Below are 17,934 nucleotides of genomic sequence, written 5' to 3'. Positions count from 1 at the left end.
ACGATTGTCTTATATAAATAGGAATTACCGATGAGCCCAAAAATCGTCACTGCCGCGATGGTCGCCATCGGCGACGAACTTCTGTCGGGTCGCACCAAGGACAAGAACATCGGCCATCTCGCCGAAATGATGACCATGGTTGGCATTGATTTGCGCGAAGTCCGGATCGTCGCCGATGACGAGGCTGCGATCGTTGAGGCCATCAACGCCGTGCGTGGCCGCTACGACTACGTCTTTACGTCAGGCGGCATCGGCCCGACGCATGACGACATTACCGCCGACGCGGTGTCGCGCGCGTTCGGTGTCGAATGCGTCTACGACCCAGAGGCGATGGCCCTGCTCGCTGCAATGTACGAGCGCCGCGGCATGGAGTTCACCGACGCGCGCAAGCGCATGGCACGCATGCCGCTAGGTGCACGCCATATTCCAAACGCCGTCTCTACTGCACCGGGATTCGCCATCGGCAACGTGCATGTCATGGCCGGCGTGCCGCAGGTATTCCAGGCCATGCTCGACGCCTTGCTGCCCGGCCTTCAGGTCGGTTCGCCGCTGCTCTCCCGAACCGTGCGCTCACCTTTCGGTGAAGGCGATATCGGCAGCCCGCTGACGGAGGTGCAGAAGAACCATCCGGAGACGAGCATCGGCTCCTATCCCAAATTCGACGGCAAGAACTTCTCGACCGATATTGTCGTGCGTGCCCGCGATCCACAGGCGCTGGCTGCGGCCGAAGCCGACGTGCAGGCAATGATCCAGGCAATCACCGAAGCGCGCGCGAAGACCTGATTGCGACTGCATAATTCCTGGGATTGGATCGATTAAAGGATAATTGTGCGGCAGGCCCGATGCGTTGCAGCGAGCTTGGCGCGTCTTAAAGGATGCGCGGCGCTGTAGAGCCTTGCGCTTTGACCGCCATTGCCGTTATTGCATGTCGGCAAATCAGGATGACGCGTTCCCGCCTGCCCGATCTGCCGGACGCTTCGCCTTTACCTCGTACAGACAAGCCGGAGCCCCCCCATGTCGCTGCCCGATAAAGCCTTTCCCGTCTCCTGGGACCAGTTCCACCGCGATGCCCGCGCCCTCGCATGGCGCCTTGCCGACAACGGCCAGGAATGGCGCGCCATGGTCTGCATCACGCGCGGCGGTCTGGTTCCTGCGGCGATCATCTGCCGCGAGCTCAATATCCGCATGATCGAGACCGTCTGCATCGCGTCTTACCACGACTATGACACGCAGGGTCAGATGAAGGTGCTGAAGGGCATCGCGCCTGAAATTGCCGAAAATGGCGGCGAAGGCGTGTTGATCGTCGACGATCTGACCGACACCGGCAAGACCGCCGCGGAAGTGCGCGCCATGCTGCCGAAGGCGCATTTCGCCGCCGTCTACGCCAAGCCGAAGGGCCGGCCGATGGTTGACACCTTCGTTACCGAAGTGAGCCAGGACACCTGGATCTACTTCCCCTGGGACATGGGCTTCACCTATCAGGAGCCGATCGCCAAGGGTACGCGCGGCTAAGTACCGGGCATTCGACCCACGCGCCTCAAGCGATCCCTTCCAAGCGATCCCTTCGTCGGGGGCCAGTTGCTTGACGCGCTGCTTTGCCGGCCTCACGCCATTGGCGGTATGGTGCCAATCAATGTCTCGGCAGTCAGTCCCCGCCCGGCTTGACCACCGGCCGCACCATGTCGCCAGACGGCGGCGGCCGCTGCCTCGAACGCCGGCATCCCCCGAGCAAGATGTGCGCCGGTGATGCCGGCGAGAACGTCTCCCGAACCGGCGGTTGCTAGCCACGGCGGCGCATTGTTGTTGATCACGGCCCGGCCGTCGGGTGCGGCGATCACCGTATCCGCTCCCTTGTAGACGATGACAGCGTGGCTGACGCGCGCCGCCGCCTGCGCCTTCTCGACCTTGGAGAGGGTGTCGTCGCCGGCAATATCGGGAAATAGGCGGGCGAATTCCCCTTCATGCGGCGTCATGACCATCTGGCCGCCGGCTCTTACGAGCGCGGAGAAGAGCTCTTCGCGGTTCGCTTGGAACGATGTGATGCCGTCGGCGTCGAGCACGAACGACCGGTCGCAGAGTGCCAACACAAAGTCTCTCGCCTTCTTGCCAACGCCGAAACCGGGCCCAAGGACGAAGCTGCCCAGGCGGCGATCCTGCAGCCATTTCGTCAGGTCTCGCTTACCCTCCACTTCCCTCACCATCACGGCGGTCAACTGCGAGGCGTTGATGCCGAGCGCTGCCTTTCCGGTGGCCACCGTGACCAATCCGGCGCCGGCCGCAAGGCCGGCCGTTGCCGCCAACCGCGCGGCACCCGTCGCTTGCCGATCCCCGGAGAAGACGACGAGATGACCACGCTTGAACTTGTGCGTCGATGGGGCGAGATCGCCGCCCCAACCCGACCAGACAGCCGGCGAATTCAGACGCAACGGCCCGGCTCCGGCCAGCACGATGCGCGGCGGGATCCCAATATCGAAGACCTCGAGCGTTCCGCACAGGGATCGGCCAGGCAAAAGCCAGTGGCCCGGTTTCGGCGCCATGAAGGTTACCGTGTGGCGGGCTGCGAAAGCTGCGCCACGGATTTCACCGGTCCGTCCATCAATGCCGCTTGGCAGATCGACGGCAAGGACCGGGAGCTTGCTCGCGTTGACACGCTCTATCAGTTGAACGATCTCACCCGAAAGATCTCGCGAGAGCCCTGCCCCGAACAGCGCATCAATGATGATATCGCCGGCCCGCGGTTCGAACTCCGTAAGCGACGCCACCGCTCCGTGCCATTCCGACCTCGCTCGTGCGGCATCGCCCTGAAGGGCTCCGGGGTTGCCGAGCGCAAAGACTGCTACGTCCGCGCCACTCTCCGCGAGACCGCAGGCGGCGACGTAACCATCGCCGCCGTTATTGCCCGGCCCGCAGAGCACGACGAAACGGAGAGCGTCCGGGCAGCACCGCAGCGCCGCAGCGGTCACGGCCAACCCGGCGTTGCGCATCAATGTAAAGCTGTCGATGCCGGATTGGGCGGCCGCCTGATCGATTGCCGTCATTTCCGAGGGCGTGATCAACAAGTGCTGAAGTTCGGAGCGCATGGCCCAGACTTATCCATGCCCGGCGGCGCGAAGCAAGACCTACCGTCGCGGCACACGATATGCCCACAAATTGTGCATATGCACATATTTGTTGCTCAAATAACGTGCTCCACCGCATCAATGACCAAAGGCGGCGGCCAAGACCGGGCAACTTTCGATCGAAAATCATAAAAATTAGGCAGATCACCGCCCGGAATGGCGTGGAAACCCAACGATCCGGGTCTCGGCAGCAGATTTTTTGTCATTCCGACAGATTTTCGCAGAAAAACTGGCATGCAACGTGCATATTCAGGGCGAGCGGGCATGATCCTGCTTTAAAGGGAGAAGCGGAGAGACATTTTCTCATGAAAAAGATCGAAGCGATCATTAAGCCCTTCAAGCTCGACGAAGTGAAGGAAGCCCTTCAGGAAGTCGGCCTGCAGGGCATTACCGTCACGGAAGCCAAGGGCTTCGGGCGACAGAAGGGCCACACGGAGCTTTATCGCGGTGCCGAATACGTGGTGGACTTCCTGCCGAAGGTAAAGGTCGAAGTCGTGCTGGCGGATGAAAACGCGGAGGCCGTCATCGAGGCGATCCGCAATGCCGCGCAGACCGGCCGCATTGGTGACGGAAAGATTTTCGTTTCCAATGTGGAAGAAGTCATCCGAATTCGCACGGGCGAAACCGGCCTCGACGCCATCTGATATCTCACGGGCCGTCCGGCCCGTTCCTTTTCAAACCTCGTCATCTCACACAGGGAATTACGGCAAATGACGACTGCAAGCGATATTCTGAAGCAAATCAAGGACAACGACGTCAAGTTCGTCGACCTGCGCTTTACCGACCCCAAGGGCAAGCTGCAGCACGTGACGATGGACGTCGTCTGCGTCGATGAAGACATGTTCGCCGACGGCGTCATGTTCGACGGCTCCTCGATTGGCGGCTGGAAGGCGATCAACGAGTCCGACATGGTGCTGATGCCCGATCCGGAAACAGCGCACATGGACCCGTTCTTCGCGCAGTCGACGATGGTCATCATCTGCGACATTCTGGATCCGGTTTCCGGCGAAGCCTACAACCGTGACCCGCGCGGCACGGCGAAGAAGGCGGAAGCCTACCTCAAGGCCTCCGGCATCGGCGACACTGTCTTCGTCGGCCCGGAAGCCGAGTTCTTCGTTTTCGACGACGTCAAGTACAAGGCGGATCCGTACAACACCGGCTTCAAGCTCGACTCCTCGGAACTGCCGTCGAACGACGACACCGACTACGAGACCGGCAACCTCGGCCACCGTCCGCGCGTCAAGGGCGGCTATTTCCCGGTTCCGCCGATCGACAGCTGCCAGGACATGCGTTCGGAAATGCTGACGGTTCTCGCCGAGATGGGCGTAACGGTCGAAAAGCACCACCACGAAGTGGCTGCCGCCCAGCACGAGCTCGGCGTCAAGTTCGACGCGCTGGTTCGCAACGCCGACAAGATGCAGATCTACAAGTACGTCGTGCACCAGGTTGCCAATGCCTATGGCAAGACCGCAACCTTCATGCCGAAGCCGATCTTCGGCGACAACGGCTCGGGCATGCACGTGCATCTGTCGATCTGGAAGGACGGCAAGCCGACCTTCGCCGGCGACGAATATGCCGGCCTGTCGGAAACCTGCCTCTATTTCATCGGCGGCATCATCAAGCATGCCAAGTCGCTGAATGCCTTCACCAACCCCTCGACGAACTCCTACAAGCGTCTCGTCCCGGGCTATGAAGCGCCGGTTCTGCTCGCCTATTCGGCCCGTAACCGTTCGGCCTCCTGCCGCATTCCGTTCGGCACCAACCCGAAGGCCAAGCGCGTCGAAGTCCGCTTCCCGGATCCGACCGCCAACCCCTACCTCGCCTTCGCAGCCATGCTGATGGCCGGCCTCGACGGCATCAAGAACAAGCTGCACCCGGGCAAGGCCATGGACAAGGACCTCTATGACCTGCCGCCGAAGGAACTGAAGAAGATCCCGACCGTCTGCGGCTCGCTGCGCGAAGCACTCGAAAGCCTCGACAAGGACCGCAAGTACCTGACCGCCGGCGGCGTGTTCGACGACGACCAGATCGATTCCTTCATCGAACTGAAGATGCAGGAAGTGATGCGCTTCGAAATGACCCCGCATCCGGTCGAGTACGACATGTACTACTCGGTCTAAGACCATGCCCACCGGCGGCATCGACTTTGCTGCCGGCACGGTAAGAGCATGAAGAGCCGGTGGTTCCTAAAGCGGGGCCGCCGGCTTTTCTTTCGGCTGTCGCTTTCGTCCGTGGAGGCGCCCCTTGCGCAGGCGGCACGGTTTGCGGAATTGTGTGATATTATGGTGGCGGCAACCTTTGCGCGTCCAGCCGGGTGCACGACGCCGAAGGTCAACGCAGGGCGGAAAGGAGATCCCTATTGATGTTTTGGGTTCGCCAACCCAGATAATCTCCTGAAAGGATGTGTTGCGTCATGAAACAAAGAAACGCCAAATTCGAGATCGGACAGGTGGTTCGCCATCGGATTTTCCCGTTCCGCGGCGTCATTTTCGACGTCGATCCGGAATACGCCAACACCGAAGAGTGGTGGAACGCTATTCCGCAGGAGATCCGCCCGAGCAAGGATCAACCCTTCTACCATCTGTTCGCCGAAAACGATGACAGCGAATATGTCGCCTACGTATCCGAGCAGAACCTGGAGTTCGACGACAGCGACCGGCCGATGCGCCACGCCCAAGTCGATGCCCTGTTCGATAAGGATGGCGTCGGCCACTACAGGCCCAAGGCGACTTTCCGTCACTGAAGCATGCCACAAAGCTTTGTAGCAGTTTTGCGGTGAAATACCGAAAGCTCAAAGCGCATGGAGCGAAGGGGAAAGATCGCGACACGCTTCAGGGCCTTTGCCCCGGATAAAATGAAAACGCCCGGACGCTAGGTCCGGGCGTTTCTTTTTGGGGATCGCGAGAGATCGCTCAGTTCTGCTTGGCAGCCTTCTGGGCTTCCTCGAGCTTCTTGCGGGCGTCCTCGGCCTTCTTCTGCATTTCTTCCTGCAGGAGGCGCTGACGCTCTTCGAGCTGCGACTGTTCGATCGGCTCGCCATCGAACACACCGGTGAAGCCCGTGAGGGCCATCTTGATCGGGTTCGGCGCACGCTGGAAGTTGACCGACGTGAAGACGACTTCGTTGCCCTTCTTCAGGCTTGCGATCAGCTGGTCGGAGAGCGGCGCTTCGGCAACGCACTTGTCCGGCATGCAGATGGCGTAGTCGAGCTTCACCGGCTTGCCGCCGTCGATCTGCATCTGGACACCGGTCGGGATGAGGCGTGCGGACGGTACGGAAACCTGCAGGACCTTGCGATTGACCTTGCCGCTTACCGTTATGAGGCCGACAGCGGTCACGAGCTGGCCGTTGTTGGCGGTCAGCAGGTTCTGAACGATGCAGACGTCATTGTCTTCCTGCTTGGTGCAGACCTTGAACCAGCCCTGCGGCGGCTTGCCACCCGCCTGCTGGGCGGATGCAACACCCGGTACGCCCGCAGCAGCTACAGAGAGCGCCAGCGCTGCCATACCCGAGCGTTTGGTAAAATTCGACTTGAAGATCATTGTGATTCCGTCTCCTGAAATCCGGTAACGGAACAATTCGTTCCGCAGGTGAGTATCGTCAGCCGCCGTTGTCCTGTTGGCCAAATAAGGCAAATGCATGACCCCGTTTCCGGAAACACCTGTTACATTGGCTCGCTTCGATTATCCAGTGTTTCCTGTCATTTTTTGACTTGCGACTGGGTGGAATTTGGGTGGCGGATCGGTTGGATTCATCGGTCACCGTTGGTAACGTTTAGGGAATCGGCCTGTTGATACCCCTTCACGGGAGGTGACTTTGCGTTCAATTCTCTCCGGTCTGGCACTGCTCATGACCGTCACTTCGTTCGCCAACGGCGCGGCAGCCGCTCCTGTCCATGCCATTGCCATGCACGGCGAGCCGGCGCTGCCAGCCGATTTCAAGAACTTTCCCTACGTTAATCCGAACGTGAAGAAGGGCGGGAAGATCTCTTACGGCGTCGTCGGCAGCTTCGACAGCCTCAATCCCTTCATCCTGAAAAGCATGCGCACGACGGCGCGCGGCATGTGGGACCCGGAATACGGCAACCTCGTCTACGAATCGCTGATGCAGCGCTCGCGCGACGAGGCCTTCACCATGTACGGCCTGCTCGCCGAATCGGTCGAATGGGATGACGACCGGACCTTCGTCCAGTTCAATCTCAACCCCAATGCCCGCTGGGCCGACGGGCAGCCGGTCACCGCTGAAGACGTCATCTTCAGCTTCGAACTGCTGCGCGACAAGGGACGGGTTCCCTTCAGCAACCGCCTGGCCAAGGTGGCAAAGATGGAGAAGGTGGGCGATCGCAGCGTCCGCTTCACCTTCACCGAAGAAGCCGACCGCGAACTTCCACTGCTGCTCGGGCTCTCGCCGGTGCTGCCGAAGCATGCGATCGACGTTGCGACCTTCGATCAGACGAGCTTGAAACCGCCGCTCGGCTCCGGTCCCTATCGCGTCGCCGAAGTGAAGCCCGGCGAGCGCATCGTCTACAAGAGAAACCCGGACTATTGGGCGAAGGACCTGCCGTCGAAAGTCGGCCAGGACAATTACGACGAAATCTCCGTCGAGTATTTCCTCCAGGAAAATTCGCTGTTCGAGGCGTTCAAGAAGGGCGAAATCGACATCTATCCGGAAGGCAGCGCCACCAAGTGGGCACGCGGCTACGATTTCCCGGCTGTCCGCACCGGCGAGGTCGTCAAGGAAACCTTCAAGCCGAAGACGCCCTCGGGCATGCTCGGCATCGTATTCAACACCCGCAGGCCGATGTTCGACAACCTCAAGCTTCGGCAGGGCCTAGCGCTGGTGTTCGACTTCGAGTGGGTCAACAAGAACCTCTTTGACGGCGCCTATACGCGCACCCAGAGCTACTGGCAGAATTCGACGCTGAGCTTCCTCGGCGCGCCGGCCGACGACCGCGAACTCGGCCTCATCGGCGATGCGCGCGACCGGATCAATCCGGCGATTCTCGATGGCACATACCGGCTGCCGGTGACCGACGCCTCCGGTCGCGATCGCAACGTGCTGCGCGTCGCCGTTTCGCTGATGCGGGAGGCCGGCTTCCAGATAAAGGACGGCAAAATGGTGGACGCCAACGGCGTGCCGCTCGCCTTCGAGATCATGAGCCAGAATGCGGGCCAGGAAAAGATTGCGCTTGCCTACCAGCGTTTTCTCGCCCCGCTCGGTATTCAGGCTTCCGTACGCACCGTCGACGATTCGCAGTACCAGCAGCGCAGCCAATCCTTCGACTACGACGTGATCATCAAATCCTTCCCGTCGACTTTGTCACCCGGCATCGAACAGGTCGGGCGTTGGTCCTCCCAATCGCGGGACCGGCAGGGAAGCGACAACTTTGCCGGCGTTGCCGACAAGGATGTCGACCGCATGATCAACAATATTCTCCAGGCCCGGACGACAGAGGATTTCACGGCCGCCGTGCGTGCGCATGACCGGTTGCTGATCAACAATTTCTACCTGGTTCCGCTCTATCACCTCGACGCGCAGTGGGTGGCCAGGCACAAGCATATCGGTCGCCCCGATGTGTTGCCGCTTTACGGCTATCAACTTCCGACCTGGTGGGATCAAAACGCGCAGTAGAAGGTTGGTTCCCTTTTGGTAACGCATTGAAAGCCGGGTGAAACCGGCTTATCTCGGCGACATACCAAACAAGGAAAGGCACCCGCACCATGGAAACCGTCAGCATCGATATCGTCTCGGACGTCGTCTGCCCCTGGTGCTATCTCGGCAAGGCAAGGCTCGATCAGGCGATTGCCAATGTCCCGGACGTGCTCGTCACGGTCAATTGGCGTCCCTATCAGCTCAATCCCGACCTGCCGCCCGAAGGCGTCGACCACAAGCAGCACCTGGCCGCAAAACTCGGCGGTCAGGCAGCCGTCGATCGCGCGCATGACATGCTGCGCGAACTCGGTAACGCCGACGGCATTGCCTTCGACTTCGATGCCGTGAAGATCAGCCCGAACACGCTTGATGCCCATCGGCTCGTGCGCTGGGCTGCAACCAACGGCGAACCGGCGCAATCGGCCGTCGTCGGCATGCTCTTCAAGGCCAATTTCGAAGAAGGTCGCAACGTCGGCGATCACGCCGTGCTGCTGGATATCGCCGAGAAGGCCGGTCTCGATCGGCCTGTCATCGCCGCATTGCTGAGCTCCGACGCCGACAAGGACGCCGTCAAGGAAGAGGTCGGCATGGCGCGCGAGATGGGCGTGACCGGTGTGCCCTGCTTCATTCTCGACGGACAGTATGCCGTGATGGGAGCGCAAACCGTCGACGTATTGACGAACGCGCTGCGCGAAATCGCGCAAATGAAGGCGAGTGGCAAGCCCAACTGAGCAGCCCTACTGCAAGTCTCCTTAAATCGACTTCGATTTAAGGAGACATCCAGCAAATCTAAAGTGTTACAGCGACCTTTGCGCGCCTGAAAAGACGCGCGGCGCTGTAGTCTGGCGCTGCCGCAGCTCGCGGCTGCACGCTATCCAACGTCGCTATTTTGCCAGCCCCGCGAGCTGCGTCATCACCATCGCAGCGCCTGAAAGGCGCTTCTCCGGCGTTGCCAGCTCCCTCTGGAAGAAGATGCTGTGATCCGGCCGGATCTTCGCCAGCGTGCCCTGCTTGGCGATGTAACCGACGAGTGCGGCCGGGTTCGGGAATTCCCTATTACGGAACTGGACGACAACCCCCTTCGGCCCGGCATCGAGCTTCTCGACATTCGCTATGCGGCAGAGCGACTTGATGTAGACGATCTTCAGGAGGTGCTGGACCTCGATCGGCAGCGGCCCGAAGCGGTCGATCATCTCGGCGCCGAAGCCGTCGATTTCCTTGAGATCCGTCAGTTCGCCGAGGCGGCGATAGAGTCCAAGCCTCAGATGCAGGTCCGGCACGTAGTGTTCGGGGATCATGACCGGAGTTCCAACCGAGATCTGCGGCGACCAGCCGGTATCGTGGATTTCCTCCTCGCCCTTGAGTTCGGCGACCGCTTCTTCGAGCATCTGCTGATAGAGCTCGAAACCGACCTCCTTGATATGGCCCGACTGTTCCTCGCCGAGCAGGTTGCCGGCGCCGCGGATATCGAGGTCGTGGCTGGCAAGCTGGAAGCCGGCGCCAAGCGTGTCGAGCGACTGAAGCACCTTCAGCCGGCGCTCGGCCGTTCCCGTCAGCGTCTTGTTGACCGGCAGGGTGAAGAGCGCGAAGGCACGCACCTTCGAGCGGCCGACGCGGCCGCGAAGCTGGTAGAGCTGGGCGAGGCCGAACATGTCGGCGCGGTGCACGATCAGCGTATTGGCCGTCGGGACATCGAGACCGGATTCGACGATCGTCGTCGACAGCAGCACATCGTAACGCCCGTCGTAGAAAGCGTTCATGATGTCTTCGAGCTCGGTCGCCGGCATCTGGCCGTGGGCAACCGCCACCTTCAGCTCCGGAACGTCGGATTTCAGGAAGTCATGGATCTCCGAGAGATCGCTCAAGCGCGGGCAGACATAGAAACTCTGGCCGCCGCGATAGTGCTCGCGCATCAGCGTTTCGCGGATCACCAGCGCGTCGAAGGGCGAGATGAAGGTACGCACCGCCATGCGGTCGACCGGCGGCGTGGTGATCAGCGACAGTTCGCGAACACCGGTCAGGGCGAGCTGCAGCGTGCGCGGGATCGGGGTTGCCGACAGCGTCAGCACGTGCACGTCGGACTTCAGTTCCTTCAGCCGCTCCTTGTGCTTGACGCCGAAGTGCTGCTCCTCGTCGATGATCAGCAGGCCGAGATTGGCGAAATTGACCGAAGTGCCGAGCAGCGCATGGGTGCCGACGACGACGTCGGTTTTTCCATCGGCCACCTCCTTCTTCGTCAGCGCCAGTTCCTTCGATCCGACGAGACGGGATGCCTGCTGGATGCGGATCGGCAGACCGCGGAACCGCTCGGAAAAGGTCTTGAAATGCTGGCGCGCGAGCAGCGTCGTCGGCACGACGACGGCAACCTGCACGCCGTTCATCGCTGCGATGTAGGCGGCACGCAGTGCCACTTCCGTCTTGCCGAAGCCGACATCGCCGCAGACGAGCCGGTCCATCGGGCGGCCGCTGCCGAGATCGTCGCGCACCGCCTCGATCGAGTTTAGCTGATCCTCTGTCTCGTCATAGGGGAAGCGGGCGGCGAACTCGTCATAGACGCCATCCTGAGCGACGAGAACCGGGGCCCGGCGCGTGTGGCGTTCGGCGGCGATGCGGATGAGACCGCCCGCCATGTCGAGCAGCCGCTTCTTGAGCTTGGCCTTGCGCGCCTGCCAGGCGACGCCACCGAGCTTGTCGAGGATCGCATCGGTCCCCTCCGCACCATAGCGCGACAGAAGCTCGATGTTTTCGACCGGCAGGAACAGCTTGGCATTATCGGCATAGACAAGCTCGAGGCAATCGTGCGGCGCACCGACGGCCTCGATGGTGCGCAGGCCGACGAAGCGACCAATGCCGTGCTCGGCGTGCACGACATAACTGCCCTCGTCGAGGCCTGCGACTTCGGCGATGAAGTCCGCCCCGCGCTTGCGACGTTTTGAGCGCCGCACCATGCGGTCGCCCAGGATATCCTGTTCGCCGATGATCACGAGATCGCCGGTCTCGAAGCCGGCCTCGATGCTGAGCACGGTCGATCCCGCCTCGCCCGGCTTCAGGCTCTTGACCTCGGCCAGCGCCTTGATCGGCTTGATGTTGCCGAGCCCATGTTCGACGAGCACCTGCAACAGGCGGTCGAGCGATCCCTCGCTCCAGCCCGAGATGACCACCTTGGCGCCCTTCGAACGGCGCTCGGCAATGTACTTGACCGCCTGGTCGAAGACATTGACACGCTCGCCATCGGTCTCGCCCTCGCCTGCCGACTTCGCCCAGCGCATGCCCTGCCGCGCGTCGACCGATATCACCTGTCGGGCTTCGCCTTCATGCTCGTTGAACGGCGACAAACGAATGGCGTCGCGCGAGGCGAGCGCAGCGTTGAAGCCCTGCGAATTCAGATAGAGCAGTTCCGGCGGAACCGGCTTATAGGGCGTGCCTTGCGAGGTCTGCGACTTGCCCGGAGAAGCCGATGCCAGACGGGCATCGTAATAGTCGAGAATGAGCTTCGAGCGTTCGGCGGCGGCTTCGCGCGCCAGATGGTCGGTGACGATGCGGAAACCGTCGAGATAGTCGAAGACCGTCTCCAGCCCATCATAGAAGAGCGGCAGCCAGTGCTCCATGCCGGCGTAACGCCGCCCTTCGGAGACAGCCTGATAGAGTGCATCGTCGCGGGTCGTGGCGCCGAAGAGCGAAAGATACTGCCTGCGGAAGTGGCTGATCGTCTCCGGCGTCAGCGACACCTCGCTCATCGGGTTGAGATCGAGGGAGCGGACCTGGCCGGTCGTGCGCTGGCTTGCGGGATCGAAGGAGCGGATGGTCTCGAGCGTGTCGCCGAAGAAATCGAGACGCAGCGGCTCGCCGCTGCCGGGCACGAAAACATCGAGAATGCCGCCGCGGACCGCGTATTCACCCACTTCGCGCACCGTCGCGACCCGCTCGAAACCGTTGCGCTCGAGGCGGGTGGCGATGTCATCCATGCGCACCTGATTGCCCGGGCGGGCCGAAAACGCCAGGCTCTCGATCACATCCTGCGGCGAGATCTTCTGCAGGGCAGCATTGACCGTCACCAGCACGATCGCGGCATGCGGCTTCTTCTTGTGCGCAATCAGGGCGCTGAGTGCCGCCAGACGCCGTGCCGATGTGTCGGCGCTCGGCGACACGCGGTCATAGGGAAGGCAGTCCCAGCCCGGCAGCGTCAAGACCGGAATATCGGGCGCCACGAAGCCGAGAACCTGCTCGAGATCCGCGATCCGCTGGCCGTCAGACATAATATAGGCGACCGGCTGGCCTGCCCGCGCAAGTTCGGCCAGAACCAGTGCCTCGGCACCGGCGGGAACCGGGCCGATCGTGATCTCCCGCTGCGCTTCGACGATCTTCTTCGGATCAAGGCCAACCAGCATCATCGGTCTATTTCATTCCTTCGGGAAGCTTATCGAAATCGGGACGATAGGCGGCAATGCGTTCGAACATCGGCGTCTGATAGCGAACGGGCACAGGCTGTTCACCGGTGATCCACCTGACGAGATCATTGTCCTCTTCGCGCATGATCGTCTCGAGTTCATCGAGCTCCACCTCGGAGAGCGCCGAAAGCTCAGCCTCTGCAAACTGCCCAAGGATCAGATCCATCTCGCGAATGCCGCGATGCCAGGCGCGGAACAGGATCCGCCGTCGCCGCGGATTGAGATCGGCGCTGGTGCGTGAGATGCCAGTCATGGAAATTCCTTCCTGCCGCCCGCTACCGCGCCGCGCGCCTTCCAAGGCGTACGAAAGTCGCTGTAGCGCTTGAGATTGCTGCATGTTCTTGCCCCTGATCCCGACTGGGTTCAGCGAGAAGGAAGACATGCAGGAGAACGCCGCGCATTCGGACGAACACGCGAAACACGCTCCAGCGCTTTGATTCCAGAGCACCTTGTCGCCTTCAGTGATACCACTTGAAAGCGGGACGCTCCAGGTTACGGTTTGTCGTCACTGGGCTCTATAAACTCTGAATAGGTGATTGTCAGCCTTGCCAAAGCCCGATTTATCATCGCAATTTCATCGCCATGCGCCCCGCCCTGCTCGACCCGCTCTTCTCACCGCTCGACACGCTTCCAGGCATCGGCCCGAAGATCGGCGAACTCTATGCCAAGCTGCTCGGTCGTGAAACGATCGAGGATTGCCGTGTCGTCGATCTTGTCTTCCACGCGCCGCATTCGCTGATCGACCGCCGGCAGCAGCCGGGCATTGCCCATGCGCCGCAAGGGGTCATCGTCACCATTACCGGCCGGGTCGACCGCCATCAGCCGCCGCCGCGCGGCAAACCCAACCTGCCCTATCGCGTCTTCCTGCATGACGAGACCGGCGAACTGGCGCTCACCTATTTTCGGGTCAAGGGCAATTGGCTGGAAAAATCGCTGCCGGTGGATGAGACGGTTATCGTCAGCGGCAAGGTCGACTGGTTCAACGGACGGCCTTCCATGGTGCATCCGGACTACGCGGTTCGGGCAAGCGAGGCGGAAAACCTGCCGCTGGTGGAGCCGGTTTATGGCCTGACCGCCGGGCTTTCGCCGCGGATATTGCGCAAGTCGATCGAGGCGGCCGTTGCCCGCGTGCCGGAAATGCCGGAATGGGTGGATGATGCGCTGCTCGCCAGGCAGGGTTTCGCCAGCGCGGCCGAGAGTTTCCGGGCGCTGCATGATCCCCGGGATGCAACGGATATCGATCCACAGGCACGTGCGCGCCGCCGGCTTGCCTATGACGAATTTCTCGCCGGACAGTTGTCGCTCGCGCTCGTCCGCCAGCGCCTTCGCAAGGTCGCGGGTACGCCGGTCCACGCCACCGGCGCGCTCTCCCGGCCCGTCATCGATTCGCTTCCGTTTTCGCTGACGGCGAGCCAATCCACGGCCATTGCCGACATCCTCAAGGACATGGGCGGGACCGAGCGCATGCTGCGGCTGCTGCAGGGCGACGTCGGCTCCGGCAAGACGATGGTGGCGCTGATGGCGATGCTGGCCGCGGTCGAATCCGGCGGCCAGGCCGTGCTGATGGCGCCGACCGAAATTCTTGCGCGGCAGCATCATGCGACCCTTGCGCGGATGGCCGCGCCGGCCGGCATCACGATTGACGTCCTGACCGGCCGCACCAAGGGCAAGGAACGCGATGCCATCTTGGACCGTATCGCGTCCGGCGAGACGCGGATGGTGATCGGCACGCACGCGCTTTTCCAGGATACGGTGAACTACAAGGAACTGACGCTGGCGGTGGTGGACGAGCAGCACCGCTTCGGCGTTCATCAGCGCCTGCGCCTGACTGCCAAGGGGATCTCTCCGCATATGCTCGTGATGACGGCGACGCCGATCCCGCGAACGCTGGTGCTCGCAGCCTTTGGCGACATGGATGTCTCGAAGCTGACGGAGAAGCCTGCCGGGCGTAAGCCGATCCAGACCGTGACGATCCCGACCGAGCGTACCGGCGATATCGTCGATCGTCTGGACGCAGCCCTTCGCGAGGGCAAGAAGGCCTACTGGATCTGTCCGCTCGTCGAGGAGTCGGAAGCCGTCGACGTCATGTCTGCCGAAGAACGATACGAAGGCCTCGCGAAGCGCTTCGGCAACAATGTCGGTCTCGTACATGGCCGCATGAATGGCGCCGAGAAGGACGCCGTCATGCTCGCCTTCAAGAATGGCGAGATCCGGTTGCTGGTCGCCACCACCGTCGTCGAGGTCGGCGTCGACGTGCCCGATGCGACGATCATGGTGATCGAACATGCGGAACGTTTCGGCCTTGCCCAGCTTCATCAGTTGCGCGGCCGCGTCGGGCGCGGCGACGAGGCTTCGACCTGCATCCTGCTCTACAGAGGTCCGCTCAGCGAGAATGGCCGATCACGGCTCTCGATCCTGCGTGACAGCGAGGACGGCTTCCTGATAGCGGAGGAGGACCTGAAGCTGCGCGGCGAAGGCGAGTTGCTCGGCACACGCCAGTCGGGCACCCCGGGCTTCCGCATCGCCAGCCTGGAAGCCCATGGCGATCTCCTGGAAATCGCCCGCAAGGACGCCGCCTATGTGATCGAGCGCGACCCGGACCTGACGTCGGAACGCGGCGAAGCGCTGCGGACACTGCTCTATCTCTACCGGCGCGACGAGGCGATCCGCTTCCTGCGCGCCGGCTAGATGCTAACCGGGGTAGCGTGACCCGGTTTCGACCGGATGCACGTCTGGTCGTCAGGCGGTCTTCTGCTGGCCGATCTTCAACGGCGCATTGGCAAGCGGCTTGTGGTCAGGCACCACAAGGCCACCGGAGATCAACAGCTTGGCGGCATCCTCCGCACTCATGTCGAGCGGAATGATCTTGTCGCGCGGTACGAACAGCAGGAAGCCAGCCGTTGGGATGGGAGTCGGCGGCAGAAACACCGTGACCATGTCCATGCCGCGGTCGTCGAACTTGGCGGCGATTTCCCCTTTGACGTCCGTTGCGATGAAGACAAGCGCCCAGAGGCCCGGGCTCGGATATTCGATGAGCCCTGCCTTTTTGAAGGACGACGACTGCTCCTGAAGCACCGTCTGGAAGATCTGCTTGGTCGACTTGTAGATCGTGCGCACCAGAGGCGTGCGGTTGACCAGGGACTCGCCGAAATTCACGATCGACCGGCCAACGAGGTTTGCGGTCAGGAAGCCGACGAGCGTGATCACGACGATGGCGACGAGCAATCCGAAGCCGGGGATGGCAACGGGAGAATAGGTGTCCGGATTATAGAAATTCGGCAGATACGGTTTCACCCATCCATCCGCCCATTCGATGAAGGAGCGGACGAGCCAGGCCGTGATCGCTATCGGTGCACAAATGATCAGACCAGTCAGGAAATAGTTTCGTAACCGGGTTGCGATGAAGCTCTTCTTCGTCGTCATGCGTCTTTCGCCTTAGATCACGCTTATGATTTCGGGTCGGATCGACCGAAAATCATAAACCTGATCGCTTCTCCAGTTAGAGCGGGATTCGGGCGGAAGACCCCGCTCCAACCTCACGCGCCCCCGAAGGCCGGATGATAGGCGACAGTGCCCGCCGCCATCGCGCCGGAGAGTGCCAGCGCCATGAAATATTGCGGCGCACAACCGAGGAATACAAGAGCCGATTCGTTGCGGAAACCGAACTTTTGATAATAGGCGGGATCGCCGACGACGACGCAGCCGGCAGCCCCTTCCGCCCGCAGCCATTCAAGGCCCTCGAGGATCAACTGCCTGCCGATGCCCTGCGCCTGAACCTCCGGCTTGACCGAGACCGGCCCAAGCCCGAACCAGCCGGATTCTGCCGGCGTCAGCGTGACGGGCGAAAAGGCGATGTGCCCGACAATGTCATCGTTCATCTCGGCAACCAGCGAGACGCTGAGCGCGCCGGCTTCGCGCAGGCGTTCGATGATGAGGGGCTCGCTCTGATCACTGTGCGGATGCCCTTCGAACGCGGCGACGGTCACGTCGCGGATCGCCTTCTCATCTCCTTGACGCTCATGCCGGACGTAGATCATTCGACGGTCACCGATTTGGCGAGGTTGCGGGGCTGGTCGACGTCGGTGCCCATGAACACCGCCGTATGATAGGCAAGAAGCTGGATCGGCAGCGAGAAGATCATCGGCGCGATGACCTCGTCGACGTCAGGCAGCACGATCGTCGCCATGGTTTCGAGCTTCGAGGCGGCAGCCCCCTTCTCGTCGGTGATCAGGATGATCCGGCCGCCGCGCGCGGCCACCTCCTGCATGTTGGACACCGTCTTCTCATAGAAGCGGTCATGCGGCGCGATGACGATGACGGGCATGTTCTCGTCGATCAGCGCGATCGGCCCATGCTTCAGCTCGCCGGCGGCATAGCCTTCGGCGTGAATATAGGAGATTTCCTTGAGCTTCAGAGCGCCTTCCATCGCCAGCGGGAAGCTGGTGCCGCGACCGAGATAGAGCACGTCGTCGTACTTGGCGAGTTGGTGCGACAATTGCTCGATCTTCGGCTGGATGGCGTTCAGAACCTGGCCCATGATGCGCGGCATCTCGGCGAGGCAGCGAACCAGCGTCTGCTCCTCCTCTGTGCTGACCATGCCGCGGGCGCGGCCGGCGCCGATCGCCAGCGACGCCAGCACCGCGAGTTGGCAGGTGAAGGCCTTGGTCGAGGCGACGCCGATCTCCGGACCGGCAAGGATCGGGAACACCGCATCG

General features: G+C 61.8%; 15 protein-coding genes. 8 read left to right on the top strand and 7 right to left on the bottom strand.

Translation table 11 applies throughout. From position 1 onward, the window contains the following. The first annotated feature begins 30 nt into the window (after positions 1–30). On the top strand, positions 31–783 hold the full coding sequence (locus tag ACQ5BM_RS32900; RefSeq protein ID WP_429820213.1) for a competence/damage-inducible protein A: 753 nt from the start codon (positions 31–33) through the stop codon (positions 781–783). 231 nt (positions 784–1,014) lie between these two features. Continuing rightward, complete coding sequence (gene gpt, locus ACQ5BM_RS32895) at positions 1,015–1,512, top strand: xanthine phosphoribosyltransferase (protein WP_057255950.1); 498 nt, start codon at positions 1,015–1,017, stop codon at positions 1,510–1,512. Between the two features lie 92 nt (positions 1,513–1,604). Here the strand turns inward: gpt and ACQ5BM_RS32890 are convergent, their stop codons facing one another. Beyond that, a complete protein-coding gene (locus ACQ5BM_RS32890) occupies positions 1,605–3,080 on the bottom strand; it encodes an NAD(P)H-hydrate dehydratase (protein WP_429820211.1) in 1,476 nt (491 codons plus the stop codon). Positions 3,081–3,424: 344 nt separating this feature from the next. Between ACQ5BM_RS32890 and ACQ5BM_RS32885 the strand changes: the two genes are divergently transcribed. The 3 genes from ACQ5BM_RS32885 to hspQ all read left to right on the top strand — a co-directional run bounded on the left by ACQ5BM_RS32885 (position 3,425) and on the right by hspQ (position 5,862). Beyond that, positions 3,425–3,763 (top strand): P-II family nitrogen regulator, encoded by a 339-nt coding sequence (locus ACQ5BM_RS32885; protein ID WP_003528058.1) that lies wholly within the window; start codon positions 3,425–3,427, stop codon positions 3,761–3,763. Positions 3,764–3,829: 66 nt separating this feature from the next. Next, positions 3,830–5,239 (top strand): type I glutamate--ammonia ligase, encoded by a 1,410-nt coding sequence (gene glnA / locus ACQ5BM_RS32880; protein ID WP_429820209.1) that lies wholly within the window; start codon positions 3,830–3,832, stop codon positions 5,237–5,239. Between the two features lie 293 nt (positions 5,240–5,532). Beyond that, the gene (hspQ, locus tag ACQ5BM_RS32875; RefSeq protein ID WP_429820207.1) at positions 5,533–5,862 is read left to right on the top strand and encodes a heat shock protein HspQ; all 330 of its coding nucleotides are present in this window, start codon (positions 5,533–5,535) and stop codon (positions 5,860–5,862) included. 169 nt (positions 5,863–6,031) lie between these two features. Here hspQ and ACQ5BM_RS32870 read toward each other — a convergent pair whose 3' ends face one another. After that, positions 6,032–6,661: an invasion associated locus B family protein gene (locus tag ACQ5BM_RS32870; protein ID WP_173516493.1), complete on the bottom strand. Its 630-nt coding sequence runs from the start codon at positions 6,659–6,661 to the stop codon at positions 6,032–6,034. 307 nt (positions 6,662–6,968) lie between these two features. Between ACQ5BM_RS32870 and ACQ5BM_RS32865 the strand changes: the two genes are divergently transcribed. Next, positions 6,969–8,750: an extracellular solute-binding protein gene (locus ACQ5BM_RS32865; RefSeq protein WP_429820331.1), complete on the top strand. Its 1,782-nt coding sequence runs from the start codon at positions 6,969–6,971 to the stop codon at positions 8,748–8,750. Between the two features lie 89 nt (positions 8,751–8,839). After that, positions 8,840–9,502, top strand: a complete 663-nt coding sequence (locus ACQ5BM_RS32860; protein ID WP_429820205.1) for a DsbA family oxidoreductase — start codon at positions 8,840–8,842, stop codon at positions 9,500–9,502. A gap of 153 nt (positions 9,503–9,655) precedes the next feature. Here ACQ5BM_RS32860 and mfd read toward each other — a convergent pair whose 3' ends face one another. Together mfd and ACQ5BM_RS32850 are read right to left on the bottom strand one after the other, a co-directional pair. Then, entirely contained in the window at positions 9,656–13,159 is a 3,504-nt protein-coding gene (mfd, locus tag ACQ5BM_RS32855) for a transcription-repair coupling factor (protein WP_429820329.1), read from the bottom strand. A gap of 7 nt (positions 13,160–13,166) precedes the next feature. Next, positions 13,167–13,472, bottom strand: a complete 306-nt coding sequence (locus tag ACQ5BM_RS32850) for a succinate dehydrogenase assembly factor 2 (protein ID WP_429820203.1) — start codon at positions 13,470–13,472, stop codon at positions 13,167–13,169. A 329-nt stretch (positions 13,473–13,801) separates the two neighbouring features. Here ACQ5BM_RS32850 and recG point away from each other — a divergent pair, with 329 nt between their 5' ends. Next, positions 13,802–15,907 (top strand): ATP-dependent DNA helicase RecG, encoded by a 2,106-nt coding sequence (gene recG / locus ACQ5BM_RS32845; RefSeq protein ID WP_429820201.1) that lies wholly within the window; start codon positions 13,802–13,804, stop codon positions 15,905–15,907. 51 nt (positions 15,908–15,958) lie between these two features. Here recG and ACQ5BM_RS32840 read toward each other — a convergent pair whose 3' ends face one another. The 3 genes from ACQ5BM_RS32840 to ACQ5BM_RS32830 form a co-directional block, all read right to left on the bottom strand. Next, positions 15,959–16,642, bottom strand: a complete 684-nt coding sequence (locus ACQ5BM_RS32840; RefSeq protein ID WP_429820199.1) for a DUF502 domain-containing protein — start codon at positions 16,640–16,642, stop codon at positions 15,959–15,961. A gap of 113 nt (positions 16,643–16,755) precedes the next feature. Then, a complete protein-coding gene (locus ACQ5BM_RS32835) occupies positions 16,756–17,253 on the bottom strand; it encodes a GNAT family N-acetyltransferase (RefSeq protein ID WP_429820327.1) in 498 nt (165 codons plus the stop codon). After that, the coding region (locus ACQ5BM_RS32830; protein ID WP_429820197.1) for an SIS domain-containing protein at positions 17,253–17,934 on the bottom strand (682 nt) is incomplete at its 5' end. The genes ACQ5BM_RS32835 and ACQ5BM_RS32830, both read right to left, overlap by 1 nt.

The organism is Ensifer sp. B1-9 (assembly GCF_050474445.1).
In the GTDB taxonomy this organism is placed as follows: Bacteria; Pseudomonadota; Alphaproteobacteria; order Rhizobiales; family Rhizobiaceae; genus Ensifer.
This window is presented reverse-complemented; position numbering and strand designations above follow the sequence as displayed.